Raw genomic sequence first — 18,231 nt, forward strand, 5'->3', positions numbered from 1 at the left:
GATGACCGCCGCCGAACTCGCCGCGACACCCCAGGAACACGCCCGGCTCGCCGAAGGCGCGCTGTTGCGGGCCGACGACCTCGTCGCCGGATACTTCCCGGGCGTGGACATCCTGCGGGGCTGCAATTTCTTCCTGCGCGAGGGCGAGATCGTCGGCATCATCGGCCCCAACGGAGCCGGCAAATCGACACTGCTCAAGGCGCTGTTCGGCCTGATCCCGGTCCGGCAGGGCGACGTCGTGCTACGCGGCGAGTCGATCGCCTCCGCGCCCGCGCACGTGCTCGTCCGCAAAGGACTGGGGTACGTGCCGCAAACCCGCAACGTCTTCCCGTCGCTCACCATCGAGGAGAACCTCGAGATGGGAATCTACTTGCGGCCCAAGCAGTTCGCGGAACGATTCGCGTTCGTCGCCGAGCTGTTCCCGCTGCTCGCCGAGCGCCGGAAGATCAAGGCCGGCGCGTTGTCCGGCGGTGAACGGCAGATGGTCGCGATGGGACGGGCACTGATGATGGATCCGTCGGTACTGTTGCTCGACGAGCCGTCGGCGGGCCTGTCCCCCATGTTCCAGGACGAGGTGTTCATCCGCTGCAAGAAGATCAACGCGGCCGGCGTCTCGATCATCATGGTCGAGCAGAACGCCCGGCGGTGCCTGCAGATCTGCGATCGCGGCTACGTCCTCGACCAGGGACGCAACGCCTACACCGACACCGGCACCAATCTCATGCACGATCCCAAGGTCATCGAACTCTACTTGGGCACGCTCGCGGGCAGCCAGGAGAAGAAGCGGCCCTGAGCCGCGCGGTGTCGGCAACGACTCGGGGCCGGGAATCGTTCGATTCCCAGCCCCGGTCGTGTGCGGTCGCTATTCGCCGACCACGATGAACCCTTCTGTGGTGAGCCTGTTGTCCGGACCGAACAGCAGACTGCCGTAGGACCCGATGCCCGGCTCGCCGGCGTCGACGAAGCTCAGCTCACCGGTGATGCCGTCGTAGTCGATGTTCTCTCCGTTCCGCAGGAGGTCCAGGCACTGCTGGTAGCTCGTACACTTGGTGCCGTCCTTGGTGACGTCGTTGATGTTCGCGGCGATGTCGACACCGGCCGTCGACTTGGCCTGTTCGGCGGCGAGCGCCGAGATCACCACGGCGTCATAGGATTCGCCCGCGTAGTTGTAGTCGATCAGACCGGGATCGACCACCTTCAGCCGGGCCTGGAACTCCGGGCCGACGTCGGTGAGCGGGGTGGTGCCGCGCATGCCGGCCAACAGGCCGGGGGCGATGTTCTCGCCGAGCGCGTTACCCATGTTGCCGTCCACGCCGTACACGTGCATGCCGTCGGACGGGCCGATCCCCACCTCGTGCATGCGGGTGATGATCTTCGCGGACTCCTCGAAACCGATGAGCGCCACCGCATCCGGCGCGAACTCGCGGATCTGGTCGACCTCGGCGTTGAACGACTGCGCGTTCGGGTCGTAGATGATTTTCTGGATCTGATCCTCGGGAATCCCGGCCTCGACGAGGTTGTCGACCGTGTTCGCGGCCAGACCCGTCCCGTACGGATCGTTGAGGGCGATCACCGACACCCGCTGCGCGCCGTCCTCGGCGATGAGCTGCGAAAGGGCCTGGGCCTGCAGCACGTCGGTGGGCGCGGTCCGGAAGTACATGCCCTTGTCCGGATAGCAGACGAACTGGTCGGAGGTGTTCGCCGGCGAGAACATCACGACGCCCGCACTGACGATCTTGTCGAGCACCTTCAGGGACACCGACGACGAGGCCGCGCCCACGATCACCTGCGTGCCGGCGGCCAGTTCGCGGTCGACGGTGGCGTTCGCGGTGTCCGTGGTGGTGTCGCCCGAGTCGCCTGTGACCAACTCGACCGGCTGACCGAGCACGCCGCCGGCGGCGTTGACGTCGTCGACCCCGAGCCGGGTTCCCGCGACCATCGGCGGTCCGAGGAACGACAGGCTGCCCGTTTCCGGCAGCAGGGTGCCGATCCGCAGCGGCGTGGTCACGGGTGTCGCGCCGGCGGTCGCCTGGTCGGGCTCGCAGTCGGTGGTAACCGTGGTCGTGCCGTTCGACGTGCCCTCGGCACTGTCCGAGGAGGAATCGCTGTCCGAACTGCAACCGGCGAGCGCCAGAGACGCCGCCCCCAAGAGCGCAGCGGCACGGACAAGGGTCCGTTTTGCCATCCAACTCTCCTTCTGTCGACCTCAACGCATCCCGGTGGATTCACCGGATGGTGGGTCGAAACATAACCGTCGGACGCGCGCGGCGAACCACGCCGAAATCGTTGTGATCCGACCGTTATACAGAGGGAGGAAGAATTGACGCAGCCGTAACGACCGGCGCGTGGGCTCAGCCCTCGGACTCGGCCCCGAGCGTGTCGATGACGACCTGTGCGACCTGCTTCATCGTGGTCCGGCGGTCCATCGCCGCGCGCTGGATCCATCGGAACGCCTCAGGCTCGGTCATCGCGTGCTTCTCCATCAGCATGCCCTTGGCACGGTCGACGAGCTTGCGGACCTCGAATCGTTCACTCAGTCCGGCGATCTCCTTCTCGAGCTCGCGGATCTCGGCGAAGCGGCTGGCGGCCACCTCGATCGCGGGAACCAGATCCGATTTCGAGAACGGCTTGACCAGATATGCCATCGCGCCGGCGTCGCGGGCACGCTCGACGAGTTCGCGCTGACTGAACGCTGTGAGAATCACCACGGGCGCGATCCGGCGTTCGGCGATCTCGGATGCGGCGTCGATTCCGTCGCGGCGCGGCATCTTCACGTCCATGATGACCAGATCCGGCTTCAACTCGGCCGCAAGCTCGACGGCGCGCTGCCCGTCACCGGCTTCCCCAACGACGTCGTAACCCTCTTCGCGCAGCATCTCGACAAGATCGAGCCTGATCAGCGCCTCGTCCTCGGCGACCACGACCCGGCGGGGCGTGGTGGAGTTCTCGTGCGGGGCGGCTGTCATCGTCGGCCTTCTCCTCATCGCTCGCGTCGTTCGGGCCACCTCCGGGATCGAAGGCGATCGATAGAAGGGTACCGGTGTTTGACCGTTCCGCCCGATCCCTTACAGTGGTCTCCGCACGACGCCCCCGTATCCCAATTGGCAGAGGAAACGGATTCAAAACCCGTCCAGTGTGAGTTCGAGTCTCACCGGGGGCACCGCCACTGATTGCGCCTTCTGCGCTCGTGCGCCTTTCTGGCCCCTCCGGCCGCCACTTCGACACACCACGCCCGAAATCGGGCCGAATCGACCCATACCCGCTAGGAAGGGAATGTTGGTATTCGGATTTCGACGACGCGGAAGGAAGAGTTTCATATGGGGAGACGAACGATCCAACGCACGGGTGCGTCGATCCTGGCCGCCGCCGGCGTGGCCGCTGCACTGGCGATCGGAGGGGGCGGTGTCGCCAATGCGGCGACGTCCACCACGATGACCTGCGGAAGCGCGAACCCGCTGCCGTGGGCTCCGCCGTTCACCTGGACGATCACCGCCGGTTCCGGTGAATCGCTGCCGCCGAACGGGAATGCACTCGTCCCGTCCCTGCTGCTCAGCGGCGGCAACGAACTGCCGGCGCCGCCTCCGGGACTCTTCCCGAGCATCGGGCCCAACTGGTACGGCACGCAGGTCATCGTCGACTGGCACAACAACACCACCGGGGAATCCGGGCGCTCGGTCAGCGAGCAGGCCGCCTGGCAGCAGAAGCCCGGCATCCCGATCAACCGGACGTTCACGGGAGTCGGGAACGTGGACTTCACGGTCACCACGCAGACCGGCGGCGGTTGGTGGTTCCTCAACACACAGAACGCGGTGTGCAGGGGCAACATCGACATCATTCCCGGTCGCTGATCCGGACGATTCTCGCGGGCGGAACCACATCGCATGGTCTCGCCCGCGAGCCGTCTCCGCTCGCCCTAGGGTGGGTCGTACACGGTGACCGAACTATCGGAAGGTGACGACGATCGTGGACCTGGTGATCGCGCGCAACCCCGATCCGGGTTCGAGCCTGAAGTTCCTGATGCGCCTGCCGCTCGAGGGCGGGCTCGTGTTCCGCACGTCCGACACGTGGCCGCGCACCAAAGCGCTGTTCTGCTATCCGGTTCCGGCCGGAGAGTGGCCCGACGATCCCGAGGTGGTCGAGCGCGTGGGTGTGCGGTCGTGTGTACGACGGGGTGCCGCAATCGATCTCGTCGTCGACCGGAGCCGGGAGAACCGCTCCCAGGTCGTGTTCACCAAGGCCCGTGGCCGCGACATGGTGTTCTGGCAGTCGCCGCGCACCCGCAAGCAGGCCCGTCCCCAGGTGCGTACCCCCACCGCCCGCGCGGCGGGGCTCGCCGATCTGACCATCGTCGTCGACTCCCACGAGCGCTACGCCTACAAGTTCTCGGGCCAGCAGGTCACCACGCTCATCCGTCCGTTGACGTGTGGCGACTACGGTCTTTTCTCCGACGAGGGCCTGGTCGCGTCGGTGGAGCGCAAGTCGCTGTCCGATCTGGTGTCGAGCCTGACCAACGGCAAACTCCGGTTCGCGATGGCCGAACTCGCTGCTCTGCCCCGCGCCGCGGTGGTCGTCGAGGACCGCTATTCGGCGGTGTTCAAGGTGAGCTGGGTTCGTCCCGCCCTGGTCGCCGACGGTCTCGCCGAGCTGCAGGTCCGCTATCCGAATGTGCCGATCGTGTTCTGTGAAACCCGCGCGCTCGCCGAGGAATGGACGTACCGCTTTCTCGCGGCCGCACACCAGTGGGCCGAGGACGACGTCGTCGCGCGCGAACGCATCGTCCCGGATGTCCACAAGCCCGTCGGGACCGCACCCGATCCCGCTTCGACCTCGGCAGATCCCAGCACCGCGCAGGTACGCGCGTGGGCGCGCGCCGCCGGCCTGGATGTGCCGGACCGAGGGAAGTTGCGTCCCGAGGTGTGGGCGGCGTGGCGCGACGCGCACCCCGCGCCGGACGACGCCTGATCGGCACTTGCTGGGGTTGATGCGGGCGGAAATGACGGTCTGCGTATAGAAATATCGGTACGTCAACCGTCACTCGGGGCACCTCCGGCAGCCCACCGATCAGCGGCGCAGTTCCACCACCGAGCCCATCCGGCCCAGCTTGTGCGGATTGCTGATCCCGTAGATGTGAGTGATCCGTCCGTCCTCGACCGCGACAGCGCCGACGACGGTCGCCCCGGCGGCCTCGATGCGCAAGCCGGGCATCGCGTTGACGTCCACGCGGGTCACGGTGAATCCGGGGATGTTCGCGAAACGTACCAGCAGCGACGCCAGGACCTCGGCCCCCACGATCGGTTTCCGCGCTGCCCGGACGATCCCGCCGCCGTCGGCGATCGCGACGACATCGGGAGCGAGGACCTCGAGCAGGCCCTGCAGATCGCCGGTGGACACCGCGGTCAGGAATTTCTCGACGACCACGGCCTGCTCGTCCGGGTCCACCTGCATGCGGGGACGCCGCGCGGTCACGTGTTCCCGGGCCCGGTGCGCGATCTGCCGGACCGCCGCCGGACTCTTGTCGACCGCCCGGGCGATCTCGTCGTACGGGGTGTCGAAGACCTCGCGCAGCACGAACACGGCACGTTCGACGGGGGCGAGCGTCTCGAGCACGGTGAGCATCGCGAAAGAGACGCTCTCGGCGAGTTCGAGGTCCGTCCCGGCGTCGGGTCCGGTGAGCAGCGGTTCGGGAAGCCATTCGCCGATGTAGTCCTCGCGGCGACGCGTCGCTGCCCGCAGATGGTTGAGGGAGAGTCGGGTGACGATCCGGACCAGGTACGCCCGGGCGTCGAGTACCTCGGATGCGTTGACGCCGGCCCACTTCATCCAGGTCTCCTGGACGACGTCCTCGGCGTCGGCGGCGGAGCCGAGCATCTCGTAGGCGACTGTGAACAGCAGGCTGCGGTGGATGACGAACAGGTCGTCGGTCATGCGCTGCCCGACCGGGTGGCGGACGGAGTGGCGAGAGGTTCGAGTCCGCAGCTCGCCGCGTACTCCTGCGATTCGATGCCGAACGCGACGTTGGATCGGGTCGCCGTGTTCGCCAGCGCGATGTACATGGTCAGTTCGACGAGCGCCTCGGCGCCGAGGGCGTCGAGCAACCGTGCCGACAGTTCGTCGCTCACGGTCGGTGGCGTCCGGGTCATCGCCTCGGCGTAGTCCATGACGTCGCGCTCGAGCGGTGAGAACACGTCGGATTCGCGCCACCGGGGCACCTCGCGCACCTTCGCCACGTCGAGTCCCCTATTGCGGGATTCGAAGTAGCCGTAGTCGAGGCAGAAGCCGCATCCGACGAGGCTCGCCACGGCCATGTGCGCGAACGACTTGAGATTCGCGTCGCAGCGATCCCATTTCTGCGCCTTGCGGCCCATGCCGACGCTGAAGTTCATCACTTTCCGGTTGTGCCACAGGACGCCGATGCCGTCGGGCACGTCACCGAGCATCCTGCGCGCCATTCGTGTGACGAGTGCGCCGTAGATTCCGGTCAGCTCTGCTTTGGGGATTCTGGGTTCGCCGGTCATGGTGGGCTCCTCGGGTGCCGGTACAGGGACACCATGTAGACACCGGCCGCGCCCCGCCTGTGACAGCCCGGGATCAGATCATGAATTCAGCGAGGAGCACGCACGTGAGGGTGACGATCGCGACGACGAGGCCGACGAGCAGCGATTCGGTGAGGACGCCCGCGGGCACACCGGCGACGAGCGCCGCGCTTCCGACGGTTCCGGCCACGTGACGGACGCGAGAAATGGGCCGCTCGAGCGGCTGAACCTGATCTGGAGCAGTGGTCATCTGGGCCTGCTTTCGACGCTGAATAATCATCGGCGGGCCGCCCACCCGGCCCTCCGCGGGCACCCCCGGCGCGCCGCACTGCACTCGGACTGCGGACATCGAGAATGCCGAATGCTCTGTGCTGCTTACAGAGTCGGCGTCCACACCGAAATGCTCCCCACTCGCGAACCGGTGACCTGAGGGCCAAAGGCTGCGCGAACGTGTCAATCTTATCCGCTGTGACATACATCTCGCAACGGAACTGTGATCTGCGACATTCCATGGAGGGCTTTGGTCCCCAATCGGAGACCCATTCGCAACACGAAATCCGTTACGGTGCCTAAGTTGTCACCGCACGCGATCGGTGACGGCCCACTGTCCACCGCCGCGGAGTTCGAGGATCCGGTCGTGGAATCCGTCGAGCGTGCTCCGATGACCGACACTCACGATCACCGACTCGGGCAGCGCCTCCCGCAACGTGCGATACAGCGAGTTCTCGAGTCCTTCGTCCACGGCGGCAGTCGCTTCGTCGAGGAACACGATCGCCGGTTCCGCGAGCAGGATGCGCGCGAAGCCGAGGCGCTGCTGCTCCCCGGGCGACAGGATGCGGGTCCAGTCCGCCGGCTCGTCCAGCCGGCCCACCAGGTGCCCGAGTTGGACCCGTTCGAGAACCCGGCGCAGCGCGGCGTCGTCCCTGCCGGTCTCGGCAGCGTCGGCCGGGTCCGGATAGGTGAGTGCGTCGCGCAGCGTACCTAGCGGCATGTAGGGCTGCTGCGACAGGAACAGCGCGTCACCGGCGGGGCGCCCGACCGCGCCGTGCGCGTGCGGCCACAGCCCCGCGACGGTGCGCAGCAGGGTGGTCTTCCCGCTGCCCGACGCACCGCGCACGAGCAGCGCCTCGCCCGGCTCGACGTTCAGCGACAGGTCCGTGACCAGCGGGTCCCCGGCGGGGGTGGTGACGGACAGACCGCTCAGGTCCAGACGCTCCCCCTGCTCGGTCGCGGCGAGCGTGGGCAGCTTCCCGGCTCGATCGGTCGTGTCGAGCAATCCCGTGAGACGGATCGTGGTGGCCCGGAACGCCGCGAAGTCGTCGTAGGACTCACGGAAGAACGACAGCGAATCGTGCACCTGACCGAACGCGTTGGACGTCTGCATCACGTCGCCGAGGGTCACCTGACCGGCGAACAGCCGCGGGCCCTGGACGAGAAACGGGAAGATCACCGAGAGCTGATTGACGGCGAGGTTGAAACCGTTGAACTTCAGGGTCCGGAACACCAGTCGCCACCAGTTGCGGATGACCGCCGAGAATTTCGCGAGCAGGCCACCGCGTTCGACGGGTTCCCCGCGGTAGAACGCGATGGACTCGCCGTACTCGCGCACCCGGACCAGCGCGTAGCGATAGGTCGCGCCGAGTTTCTCGTTGAGGAAGTTCAGCCTGATCAGGGGCCGCCCGATCCAGAACGCGACCGCGGTGGTGACCAGGACGTAGATGAACACGAGAAAGACCATCAGGCGCGGAATCTCGACGCCGAAGAGCGTCATCGGACCGGACAGGTCCCAGAGGATGCCGGTGAAGCTCACGATCGACAGCACCGCGTTGACCGCCCCCATCGACAGGACACGGGTCGTGGTGACGAAATCCGTGATGTCGACCTGGATCCGCTGGTCGGGGTTGTCGACCGGGTCGTCGACGAAACGCTCACGGTAGTAGGCCCCGGAATCGAGCCACCGATCCACGAGCCGTTCGTTCAGGTGGGTACGCCAGTTGATGTCGAGGGTCTGGCTGACGAGATAAACGACGAGGGCGCGCAGCACGTGCACCGTGGCGAGGAGCGCGAAGATTCGCATGAATCGCCAGAACGCCGGTTCGTCGAGATTCTGGATCGCCGTGTAGAAGTCGTTGTACCAGTAGGAGAACAGCACGTTCATCCGCACCGCGAACACCGTCAGGAACAGCACCAACGCGGCCAGGCCGACACCGGCCGTTCCGGTGCGGGGATCGAAATACGACGCCGCGATGCGCCACCATTGGCGTCCCCAGCGGGTGAAGCGCACCAGCGCCGCGATCACGGCGACGGACACGACGAGCGTGATGACGAAGGCCTTCACCGTCCACAGGGCGCTGTCGACGACGACCGTTGACCACTCCACCATTCCGGACCCCCGTTTCATCGACGATCGCCGGGTTCCGGACAAGGATCACCCGCGGCGGCGGGCGGACATGCGGAAATGGGGAATTCTTCGGCAAGGAGTCCGGATCAGCCGATGCCGCGCTGCCGCCGCCGCCATTGCACGGCCGCGGACAACACGCGGATGCCGACGGCGATGAGGATCAGGTTGGCGATCATCTGCACCGAGACCACGACCCGTGCCGGTTGGGTGACGGCGGCGATGTCACCGAAGCCGACGGTCGCGAACACGGTCAGGCAGAAGTAGAGGGCGTCGATCCGGGTCAGTGGCTCGTCGAAGCTGCCGGCGCTCACCACCGACATCCGGAAGTACACCGTCGCGAACAGCATGAGGTAGAACGCGACCACGGTCGTGAGCGCCTCGATCGCCTGCGCCCCGGGATATTCGGAGGCCATGATCCGGCGGAGCTGCCACCAGCCCAGGGCGACGACCACGAGAAGCCCTGCGGCAAGCGCCACCGCGGCGGACAGGTCGCCGACGTGGTCGAGGGGCACGAGGAAGTAGACGAGCAGCAACCCCACCGTGGTCAGGGACGGACGAGCCAGGGCGTAGAAGACGATCCGCCACCGGTCCCGTCGCGACAGCGGTTCGGGTCGACCGGAAGCGTCGTCCGGCGGGCTCGGCGACCCTGCCGCTTCGACCATGGCGCCACCTGATTTCCGCGAGCGTGGGTGACCAGCAACGCAACGGATTCAGGGTAGGCGACTCCCCGGCACCTGGTAGCGGTGTCGAGGAAACCCTGGGAAATGCGCTCGCGACGGGTCTTCGCTGATCAACCCGATCGAATGCCGCCACCGGAAATCGACCTGTTCCTCCAGCGCGGACGATAGCGTCGACTCAACCGTGAACGGGGTGTCGCCGACCGCACCGGAGGGAGCGAGAATTGACCGAGATCGAGGGAATTCGCCCGGACGTGCCGCCGAGCGGCCCGGGCTGCGTGGACTGCGACTCGGACGGCGGGTGGTGGGTGCATCTGCGGCGCTGCGCCGAGTGCGGGAACATCGGTTGCTGCGACTCATCACCGGGACAACACGCGACGGCGCACGCCGCTGCGAGCGGGCACCCTTTCATCCAGAGCTACGAACCCGGTGAGGACTGGTTCTGGAACTACCGGACCGAGCAGATGTACGAGGGGCCGGAGTTGGCACCGCCGCGACATCATCCTCTAGACCAACCCGTCCCCGGCCCCGCGGGCAGGGTCCCGGCGGACTGGGAATCCCGCATCCACTAACGCCTGGTCGTGCGCGGTTTCGGTGGCCACAGCTACCGGAGACACGCACGAGCGCGGGGGTCAGGGGGTGGACCCACGCAGAGCGGGTGAGTTCAACAGGCCCGCGTGGTACCGCTCGGTCACGTTCGGATGGGCGCGCAGCCGGGACTTGAGCGCGTTCAGGCCGTACACCGAATGCAGGGTGCCGCCGTGTTCGTCGGTGCCGACGCCGCGGGCGTTCGCCGCGAGCTCGGGCGGCAGCGGGACGGTCGGCAGTTCCTTGTCGAGCCCGGGGTTGAGGAAGAAGGGCAGCGAGATCCGGTCGGTGCCGGGTTCCGGCGGCAACACCCGGTGCGCGGTGGCCTCGAGGTAACCGCCGGTGGCCAGTTCGAGCAGTTCCCCGATGTTGACGATGAAGCAGCCCGGTTGCGGAGCCACGTCGATCCAGGTGCCGTCGCGGTCGACCTGGAATCCGGTGCTGCCCGGTTCCGGATACAGCAGGGTGAGGACGCCGACGTCTTTGTGGCTGCCGACGCCCTGCCCGGTGACCGACCGGTCGTGACCGGGATACCGGACGATCTTGAGCAGCGGATCGGGATCGGCGAAGGCGTCGTCGAAGAAGTCGGCGGGGGCACCGAGCGACTCCGCCCAGGCGCGCAGCAGGACGATCCCGACGGCCTGCGCCTGGTCGATCCACCGCAGCGCGAGCTCCCGCAGCTCGGGCAGCTGCGCCGGCCACAGGTTCGGACCGTGCAGCACCTCCCACGGCTTCGCAGGATCGATCTCGGTGACGGCCGCACGTTCGGGCCCGATGTCGATCTGCTCGCGCCAGTCGACGTAGCCCTGGGTGCGTTCCCCACCGATGCGGGTGTAGCCGCGGAACTGCGGCGAATGCGAGTTCTCGATCTCGAGTTTCGCGGCATCGGGCAACGCGAAGAACGCGCGGGCCGCGGTGATGAGGTCCGCGGCGAGCGCCGGATCGATGCCGTGGCCGGCCAAGTGGAAGAACCCGATCTCGTGGGTCACCGTGCGGAGCCGGGTGAGCAGATCCGCGCGGGCCTCGGCTCCGCGGTCGAGGTCCGCGAGGTCGATCACGGGCAGCGTGGTGGTCGCCGACATGACGTTGAGTCCTTTCCGAAGCCGCACGAGTACGCGACCCCGATTCGAGCAACAGCAGCCGAACTCGGGACATTCCGCGGGTCGGGGGCGGTCACGGCTCCACGGCGTCCCGGCCGCGAGGTGTCGCCACCGCCGCCGCGATCGCGGCCACAGCGATCGTGACGAGCGCCCCCAGAACCAGGGCGGCGGCGTCGGCCCGCGACAGCAGGCCCCCGGCGAGGCCGATCGCGACCGCCGCCAGCGGGATCCCCAGCTGGGTCGCCGACAGCGCGCCGAGCGCGACCGGCTGACCGGTGACGCGCGGCACGAGGTGCACGAGCACCGCGACCGCGCCGAGCGCCAGGCCCAGCCCGATCCGGGACGGATCCTCCGCCAGCGCCCGGACGTCGATGGACGCCCCGATCCACACGTAGAAGACGGGGGCGAAGAACCCTTCGGTGACCGCGAACAGCTGGCCGGCGAGCCGCCGCGGTTCCCCGACCCCGGCGACCGCGAGCCCGAGCGCGAACCCGGCGAGCATCACCGACACGTGCGTCCACACCGCGAGGGCACCGAGCCCGAACAGCACCGCCAGGCTTACCCGCAGTTCGACGGCGAGCTTGCGGTCCTTGGACACGTTGTGGACGCGGCGCTGCACGCCGGTGCGGTCCAGCTGCCGTAGCACGAGGAACACCACCGCCGCGCACGCGATCACCGCGAGCGAGCCGAGCCCGGCGCGCAGCGCTGCGGGCGGGTCGATGACGAGCGGCAACGCGACGATGCAGACGGTGTCGGCGACCGCGACCTGCACGAGCAGCGCCAGCAGTTCGTGCCCGCCGATTTCGGACGCGTCGACGATCGGCAGGACCAGCGCCGCCGACGACGACGCCAGCAGCACCGCGAACAGCGCCGCGTGCGGCGCATCGAACAGCCACGCGAGCCCCGCCCCGGCGGGCACTGCGACCGCACCGACGAGCGCGGCCCGCGCGATCCCCCGCCGCAGCGCCGGACGCAGCCGGGCGTCGCGGATCGGCACGTGGGTGCCGGCGAGGAACATCACCAGCGCGAAACCCACCTGCGCGACCGCGTCGAGGGTCGGTTCACTCGCGTCGATCCAGCCCAGGCCGCTGACTCCGACGACGACCCCGGCGAGTAACTCGCCGAGCACGAGGGGCAACCGGACACCGCTGGGGGCCGCGGGCAGCGACCCGACGATCGCGACCACCATGACGAGCGCGAGGCTCGCGAACATCGCCGCTACCGCCCGTTCAGCGCCGGGACGGGAAGTGCTTGATGATCCCTTCCTGGACCACGGTGGCGACGAGTTCGCCGTCCAGATTGAAGTAGCGGCCGGTGGCCAGGCCGCGCGATCCGGCGGCGACCGGGGATTCGGTGGCGTACAGGTGCCACTGGTCGAACCGCGGCGGCCGATGGAACCAGATGGAGTGGTTCGCGGTCGCCGCGAAGATCCGGTCCAGACCCCAGGACAGTCCGTGCGTGGTGAGGATCGAATCGAGGACGGTGGTGTCGGAGCTGTAGCCGAGCGCGGCGACGTGCAGCAGCGGATCGTCCGGCAGTTCCCCGTCGGTGCGCATCCACACCCGGTTGTGGTTGAGCTTCTCGCCGGTGCCCTTGAGGATCCACGCGGGATCGTTCGCGTACCGCATGTCGATGGGTTTGAGGGCGTTCACGAAGCCGGGCAGGTGCTCCTCGTAGCCTTCGAGATGGTCACCGATGGGCGGCAGCGCCTCCGGGTACGGCACCTCGGGGACCGTCACCGCGTGTTCGAGTCCCTTGCCCCATTTCTGGTAGGCCGCGAGCATGACGAATAGTTCCTCGTCGCCCTGATAGGCGGTGACCATGCGATTGGCGAAGTCGCGCCCGTCCCGGTGCCGCGCGACCCGGTATTCGATGGGTTCCTCGACGTTGCCACCGCGGATGAAGTGGGCGTTGAGCGCGTGGATCGGCCGGTCACCGGTGGTGCGGCCGGCGGCGACGAGCGCCTGTGCCACGAGCTGTCCGCCGAAGGTCCGCAGACCGGTCTGCGGCGGGTGTGCTCCACGGAAAACGTCCTCCTCGGTCTGCTCGAGATCGAGCAGACCGAGGAGGACGTCGAGGTCCGTCGCCTCGATACCTGTCAACGAGTGTCCTTCTCCCCCAGCCTGTGCACGTGGATCAGGTTCGTCGAGCCGGAACGTCCCGGAGGGGCACCGGCCACGATCACCACGAGGTCGCCACGCTGGTAGCGACCCAACGACAGTAGCGCCGCGTCGACCTGTTCGACCATCTGATCGGTGGTCTGCATCGGTTCGACGGAGAACGTCTCGGTACCCCAGGTCAGCGCGAGCTGATTGCGGATGGCAGGGACCGGGGTGAACGCGAGCAGCGGCAGGTGGGTGTGCAGGCGCGCGAGCCGGCGCACGGTGTCGCCGGACTGGGTGAACGCGACCAGGGCCTTGGCATCGAGGCGCTCGCCGATGTCGCGGGCCGCGTAGGAGATGACACCGCGCTTGGTGCGGGGCACGTGGGTCAGGGCGGGCACCTCCGTCGAATCGGACTCGACGGCCGCGATGATGCGGGCCATCGTCCGGACCGTCTCGACGGGGAACTTGCCGACCGAGGTTTCGCCGGAGAGCATCACCGCGTCGGCGCCGTCGAGCACCGCGTTGGCGACGTCGGAGGCCTCGGCGCGGGTGGGCCGCGAGTTCTCGATCATCGACTCGAGCATCTGCGTGGCGACGATGACCGGCTTGGCGTTCTCACGGGCGATCTGGATCGCCCGCTTCTGCACCAGCGGCACCTCTTCGAGCGGCAGTTCGACGCCGAGGTCGCCGCGGGCGACCATCACCGCATCGAACGCGAGGACGACGGCTTCGAGGTTCTCGATCGCCTCGGGCTTCTCGAGCTTGGCGATGACCGGGACCCGGCGGCCGACACGGTCCATCACCTCGTGCACGAGTTCGATGTCGGCGGGCGAACGCACGAACGACAGGGCAATGAAGTCGACACCGAGCCGCAGCGCGAATTCGAGGTCCTCGATGTCCTTCTCGGACAGGGCGGGCACGGAGATGTTCATCCCCGGCAGCGACACGCCCTTGTTGTTGCTGACCGGTCCGCCTTCGGTGACGCGGCAGACGACGTCGTTGCCCTCGACCGCTTCGACGACGAGCCCGACCTTGCCGTCGTCCACGAGCAGACGGTCGCCGGGGACGGCGTCCTGCGCGAGTTCCTTGTACGTCGTCGAGACCCGGTCGTGGGTGCCGTCGACGTCGTCGACGGTGATCCGCACGACCTCACCGTTGGCCCATTCGGTGCGGCCCTCGGTGAAGCGGCCGAGGCGGATCTTCGGTCCCTGCAGGTCGGCGAGGATGCCCACGGCGTGTCCGCTGGCTTCGGCCGCCGCGCGGACCCGGTTGTAGTGGGCCTCGTGCTCCGAGTGTTCTCCGTGGCTGAAGTTGAGTCGGGCCACGTCCATGCCGCCTGCGACGAGTTCCTTGAGGACCTCGGGGTCGGCGGTGGCGGGGCCCATGGTGCAAACGATCTTGGTGCGTCGGGTCACGGGTCGAGCCTAGTCCCCCGACAGCGGGGTGACGACCGCGGTTGGAGGGCGCTGGAACCCAACTCGCGCGTAACTTACGACAACCCGCCGCACGGGACGGGTAGCGCGCTGCTCGTGTGAATTGCGCCACTCCTGGCGGCACTCGATTCGGTGCCTGTGGTTCCGGCCGATGCCCTCAGCCCGTGGTCAGCACTCGCGAATCCGGGGTGACCGGTGCGGGCAACCGGGACCGGCCGGTCAGATAGATGTCGACGCCGCGCGCGGCCGCGCGGCCCTCGGCGATCGCCCACACCACGAGCGAGGCGCCGCGGTGCGCGTCTCCGCACACGAACACTCCCGGTTCGTCGGTCTGCCAGTCGGCGCCGCAGTCGAGGGTGCCGCGTGCGGTGGTCGCGGGGCCGTCGTCGACCAGCCTTCCGGGTCGCACCCCGTCGAATCCGATGGCGAGCAGCGCGAGATCGCACGGGATCTCGAATTCCGGGCCCACCCGGGTGCGGTGTGCGTCGACCTCGGCGACCACCAGTGCCCGCAGCCGGCCGTGGTCGTCGCCGACGAACCGTTGCACGCCGACCTCGAAGCGTCGTTCGCCGCCTTCGGCGTGCGCCGGCGTGGTGCGCAGCACCCACGGGACGAGCGGCCACGGACTGCGGTTCTCGTCGCGGGTGTCGGGGGGCCGGACGCGGTAGTCGAGCTGGGTGATCGACGCGGCGCGGTGGCGGTGCGCGGTGCCGAGGCAGTCGGCGCCGGTGTCGCCGCCACCGATTATCACGACCCGGCGTCCAGCCGCGTGGATCGGGGTGGGGCCGTCGCCTTCGCAGTCGTGGTTGGCCGCGACCAGGTAGTCCATGGCCTGGTGCACGCCGGACAGGTCACGGCCGGGCAGGTCCATGTCGCGGGTGGCGCCCGCGCCGACCGCGAGGACCACCGCGTCGAAGTCGGCGCGCAGGCGGGCGAGGGTGGGGTCGGTGCCGACCTCACAGCCGGTGCGGAACCGGGTGCCTTCGGCGCGCAGTTGCGCGATACGACGGTCGATCAGCGCCTTGTCCATCTTGTAGGCCGGGATGCCGTAGCGGAGCAGCCCGCCGAGCCGGTCGTCGCGTTCGAACACCGTCACGGCGTGTCCGGCGCGGGTGAGCTGCTGCGCGGCGGCCAGCCCCGCCGGACCGGAGCCGACGACCGCGACCGAGCGTCCGGTGCGGTGCCGCGGCGGTTGCGGGGTGACGGTGCCGTCGGCGAAGGCGTGGTCGGCGATGGCCATTTCGATCTTCTCGATGGTGACGGCCGCGGCGGGATCGGACAGCGCCAACACGCAGGCCGATTCGCACGGCGCCGGGCAGATGCGCCCGGTGAACTCGGGGAAGTTGTTGGTCGCGTGCAGGCGGCGGGAGGCCTCGGCCCACAGGTCACGGCGCACCAGATCGTTCCATTCCGGGATGAGGTTGCCGAGCGGGCATCCGGCGCTGCCGGAGTGACAGAACGGGATGCCGCAGTCCATGCAGCGGGTGGCCTGGTCGCGGATGAGGCGGTCGTGTTCGGCGGCTGCGATCGGCACGGCGATCTCCGCCCAGTCGCGGGTGCGCTCCCCGACCGGCCGGTGCGGGGGTTCGATCCTGCGGTACCGCAGGAAGCCGCGCGGGTCAGCCACCGCCGGCTCCTGCGGTGGCGGGTTCGCTGCGCTGCTCGGCGGCCCGCACCCGCGCGTAGTCGACCGGCAGGATCGTGGTGAATCGCGCTGCGGCGCAGGGCCAGTGGACGAGCAGTGCGGCGGCGATCGGGGATCCGGTGCGGTCGCGGTGGGCGGCCAGCAGTTTCCGCAGCGGCTCGAGGTCGCCGGGTTCGACCGCGGTCAGGTGCACCGAGTCCCGGTTGACACGGACCGGGGCGAGGTCGAGCACGTGCGCGAGACCACCGGACATGCCGGCGGCGAGGTTGCGCCCGGTGGCGCCGAGGATCACCACCCTCCCACCGGTCATGTATTCGCACGCGTGGTCGCCGGCGCCCTCGCACACGGCGTCGGCGCCGGAGTTGCGCACCGCGAAGCGTTCGCCGACGCGTCCGCGCAGGAACACCTCCCCGCTCGTCGCGCCGTACAGCAGGGTGTTGCCGGCGATGATCTGCGTGTGCGCCGCGAAGTGGGCGGTCGGGTCGGGTCGCACGACGACACGTCCGCCGGACAGCCCCTTGGCGACGTAGTCGTTGGCGTCGCCGGTGACGGTGATCGTGATGCCGGGCGGGAGGAACGCACCGAGGGACTGGCCGGCGCTGCCGCGCAACTCGACGCGGACGGTGTCGTCGGGCAGGCCGGCCCGCCCGTGGCGGGCGGCGATCTCGGCGCCGAGCCGGGTACCGACGGTGCGGTCGGTGTTGCGCACGCGCGCCTCGATCCGCACCGGGCGGGAGCCGGTGAGGGCATCGGCGGCCGCGGAGATGAGACGGTCGTCGAGGGTCTCGCCGGCCGGGGGCGCGGCGGGCCGGGTGCGGCGGCGCTGCGGCGGCCCGCCGCTCGCGTCGACCGGCGGCACGAACAGCGGCGAGAGGTCCAGTCCGGCGGCGCGCCAGTGCGCGAGGGCGGCGGTGGGTTCGAGCAGATCGACGCGGCCGATCGCGTCGTCGAGGCTGCGCAACCCGAGTTCGGCGAGGCGGCGGCGCACGTCCTCGGCGACGAAACGGAAGAACTGTTCGACGTATTCGGTTCTGCCGGTGAATTTTTCGCGCAGCTCCGGATTCTGGGTGGCGATCCCGACGGGACAGGTGTCGAGGTGGCAGACCCGCATGAGGATGCAGCCGAGCACGACGAGCGGCGCGGTCGCGAAGCCGTATTCCTCGGCACCGAGCAGCGCCGCGACGAGCACGTCGCGGCCGGTGCGCAGCCCGCCGTCGCATTGGACGGTGATGCGGTCGCGCAGGCCACCGAGCACGAGGGTCTGCTGGGTTTCGGCGAGCCCGATCTCCCACGGGGTGCCCGAGTGGGCGAGCGCGGTGAGCAACGCCGCGCCGGTGCCCCCGTCCTGGCCGGAGATCAGCACCACGTCGGCGTGCCCCTTCGCGACACCGGCCGCGACGATGCCGACCCCGACACCGCTGACGAGTTTGACGTGGATGCGGGCCCGCGGGTTGGCGCAGCGCAGGTCGTGGATGAGCTGGGCGAGATCCTCGATCGAATAGATGTCGTGGTGCGGTGGCGGCGAGATCAAGCCGACCCCGGGGGTGCTGTGCCGGGTGCGGGCGATCCACGGATACACCTTTCCGCCGGGAAGTTGCCCTCCCTCACCGGGTTTCGCTCCCTGCGCCATCTTGATCTGCAGGTCGGTGGCGTCGGCCAGGTACTCGGCGGTGACCCCGAATCGTCCGCTGGCGATCTGCTTGACCGCACTGCGGCGCAGCGGATCCCCGAGCCGGTCCGGGTCCTCCC

Annotated in this window: 17 protein-coding genes and 1 tRNA gene; 5 read left to right on the plus strand and 13 right to left on the minus strand. The window is 68.8% G+C overall.

Annotation, left to right across the window (positions count from 1 at the left end):
- Position 1 precedes the first annotated feature (1 nt).
- Positions 2-793 (plus strand): ABC transporter ATP-binding protein, encoded by a 792-nt coding sequence (locus M1M07_RS25760; RefSeq protein WP_248676000.1) that lies wholly within the window; start codon positions 2-4, stop codon positions 791-793.
- Between the two features lie 69 nt (positions 794-862).
- On the opposite strand, the gene M1M07_RS25765 is transcribed toward M1M07_RS25760, so the two are convergent.
- Together M1M07_RS25765 and M1M07_RS25770 are read right to left on the minus strand one after the other, a co-directional pair.
- Positions 863-2,185 (minus strand): ABC transporter substrate-binding protein, encoded by a 1,323-nt coding sequence (locus M1M07_RS25765; protein WP_248675991.1) that lies wholly within the window; start codon positions 2,183-2,185, stop codon positions 863-865.
- A gap of 166 nt (positions 2,186-2,351) precedes the next feature.
- On the minus strand, positions 2,352-2,966 hold the full coding sequence (locus M1M07_RS25770) for an ANTAR domain-containing response regulator (protein WP_248675992.1): 615 nt from the start codon (positions 2,964-2,966) through the stop codon (positions 2,352-2,354).
- 120 nt (positions 2,967-3,086) lie between these two features.
- On the opposite strand from M1M07_RS25770, the gene M1M07_RS25775 reads away from it, so the two are divergent.
- From M1M07_RS25775 to M1M07_RS25785, 3 genes are all read left to right on the plus strand, one after another.
- Positions 3,087-3,160 (plus strand) — tRNA-Leu (locus tag M1M07_RS25775).
- A 157-nt stretch (positions 3,161-3,317) separates the two neighbouring features.
- Positions 3,318-3,848, plus strand: a complete 531-nt coding sequence (locus M1M07_RS25780) for a hypothetical protein (RefSeq protein WP_248675993.1) — start codon at positions 3,318-3,320, stop codon at positions 3,846-3,848.
- 112 nt (positions 3,849-3,960) lie between these two features.
- Positions 3,961-4,962: an ERCC4 domain-containing protein gene (locus M1M07_RS25785; RefSeq protein ID WP_248676001.1), complete on the plus strand. Its 1,002-nt coding sequence runs from the start codon at positions 3,961-3,963 to the stop codon at positions 4,960-4,962.
- Between the two features lie 99 nt (positions 4,963-5,061).
- Here the strand turns inward: M1M07_RS25785 and M1M07_RS25790 are convergent, their stop codons facing one another.
- From M1M07_RS25790 to M1M07_RS25810, 5 genes are all read right to left on the minus strand, one after another.
- Positions 5,062-5,925: an RNA polymerase sigma-70 factor gene (locus M1M07_RS25790; protein ID WP_197253564.1), complete on the minus strand. Its 864-nt coding sequence runs from the start codon at positions 5,923-5,925 to the stop codon at positions 5,062-5,064.
- Positions 5,922-6,515, minus strand: coding sequence for a carboxymuconolactone decarboxylase family protein (locus tag M1M07_RS25795; protein ID WP_197253562.1), 594 nt, complete (start codon positions 6,513-6,515; stop codon positions 5,922-5,924). Before M1M07_RS25795 ends, M1M07_RS25790 begins: the two co-directional genes overlap by 4 nt.
- A gap of 73 nt (positions 6,516-6,588) precedes the next feature.
- Positions 6,589-6,783, minus strand: coding sequence for a hypothetical protein (locus M1M07_RS25800; RefSeq protein WP_197253560.1), 195 nt, complete (start codon positions 6,781-6,783; stop codon positions 6,589-6,591).
- A gap of 327 nt (positions 6,784-7,110) precedes the next feature.
- Complete coding sequence (locus M1M07_RS25805) at positions 7,111-8,913, minus strand: ABC transporter ATP-binding protein/permease (RefSeq protein WP_197253591.1); 1,803 nt, start codon at positions 8,911-8,913, stop codon at positions 7,111-7,113.
- 107 nt (positions 8,914-9,020) lie between these two features.
- Positions 9,021-9,596, minus strand: coding sequence for a potassium channel family protein (locus M1M07_RS25810; RefSeq protein ID WP_197253558.1), 576 nt, complete (start codon positions 9,594-9,596; stop codon positions 9,021-9,023).
- A gap of 239 nt (positions 9,597-9,835) precedes the next feature.
- On the opposite strand from M1M07_RS25810, the gene M1M07_RS25815 reads away from it, so the two are divergent.
- Positions 9,836-10,183 (plus strand): UBP-type zinc finger domain-containing protein, encoded by a 348-nt coding sequence (locus M1M07_RS25815; RefSeq protein ID WP_197253556.1) that lies wholly within the window; start codon positions 9,836-9,838, stop codon positions 10,181-10,183.
- A 60-nt stretch (positions 10,184-10,243) separates the two neighbouring features.
- Here M1M07_RS25815 and M1M07_RS25820 read toward each other — a convergent pair whose 3' ends face one another.
- From M1M07_RS25820 to M1M07_RS25845, 6 genes are all read right to left on the minus strand, one after another.
- Positions 10,244-11,281, minus strand: a complete 1,038-nt coding sequence (locus M1M07_RS25820) for an isopenicillin N synthase family oxygenase (protein ID WP_197253554.1) — start codon at positions 11,279-11,281, stop codon at positions 10,244-10,246.
- Between the two features lie 91 nt (positions 11,282-11,372).
- Positions 11,373-12,512 (minus strand): cation:proton antiporter, encoded by a 1,140-nt coding sequence (locus M1M07_RS25825; RefSeq protein WP_248675994.1) that lies wholly within the window; start codon positions 12,510-12,512, stop codon positions 11,373-11,375.
- A 16-nt stretch (positions 12,513-12,528) separates the two neighbouring features.
- Positions 12,529-13,401 (minus strand): acyl-CoA thioesterase II, encoded by an 873-nt coding sequence (locus tag M1M07_RS25830; protein WP_248675995.1) that lies wholly within the window; start codon positions 13,399-13,401, stop codon positions 12,529-12,531.
- On the minus strand, positions 13,398-14,819 hold the full coding sequence (gene pyk / locus M1M07_RS25835) for a pyruvate kinase (RefSeq protein ID WP_197253548.1): 1,422 nt from the start codon (positions 14,817-14,819) through the stop codon (positions 13,398-13,400). The genes M1M07_RS25830 and pyk overlap by 4 nt, the downstream gene beginning before the upstream one ends.
- Positions 14,820-14,994: 175 nt before the next feature.
- Positions 14,995-16,464 (minus strand): glutamate synthase subunit beta, encoded by a 1,470-nt coding sequence (locus tag M1M07_RS25840; RefSeq protein ID WP_248675996.1) that lies wholly within the window; start codon positions 16,462-16,464, stop codon positions 14,995-14,997.
- Positions 16,457-18,231, minus strand: a 1,775-nt coding sequence (locus M1M07_RS25845) for a glutamate synthase-related protein (protein ID WP_248675997.1), incomplete at its 5' end; no start/stop codon positions are given. The genes M1M07_RS25840 and M1M07_RS25845, both read right to left, overlap by 8 nt.

The sequence above is a fragment of the Rhodococcus sp. HM1 genome, assembly GCF_023218075.1.
Taxonomy (GTDB): Bacteria; Actinomycetota; Actinomycetes; order Mycobacteriales; family Mycobacteriaceae; genus Rhodococcus.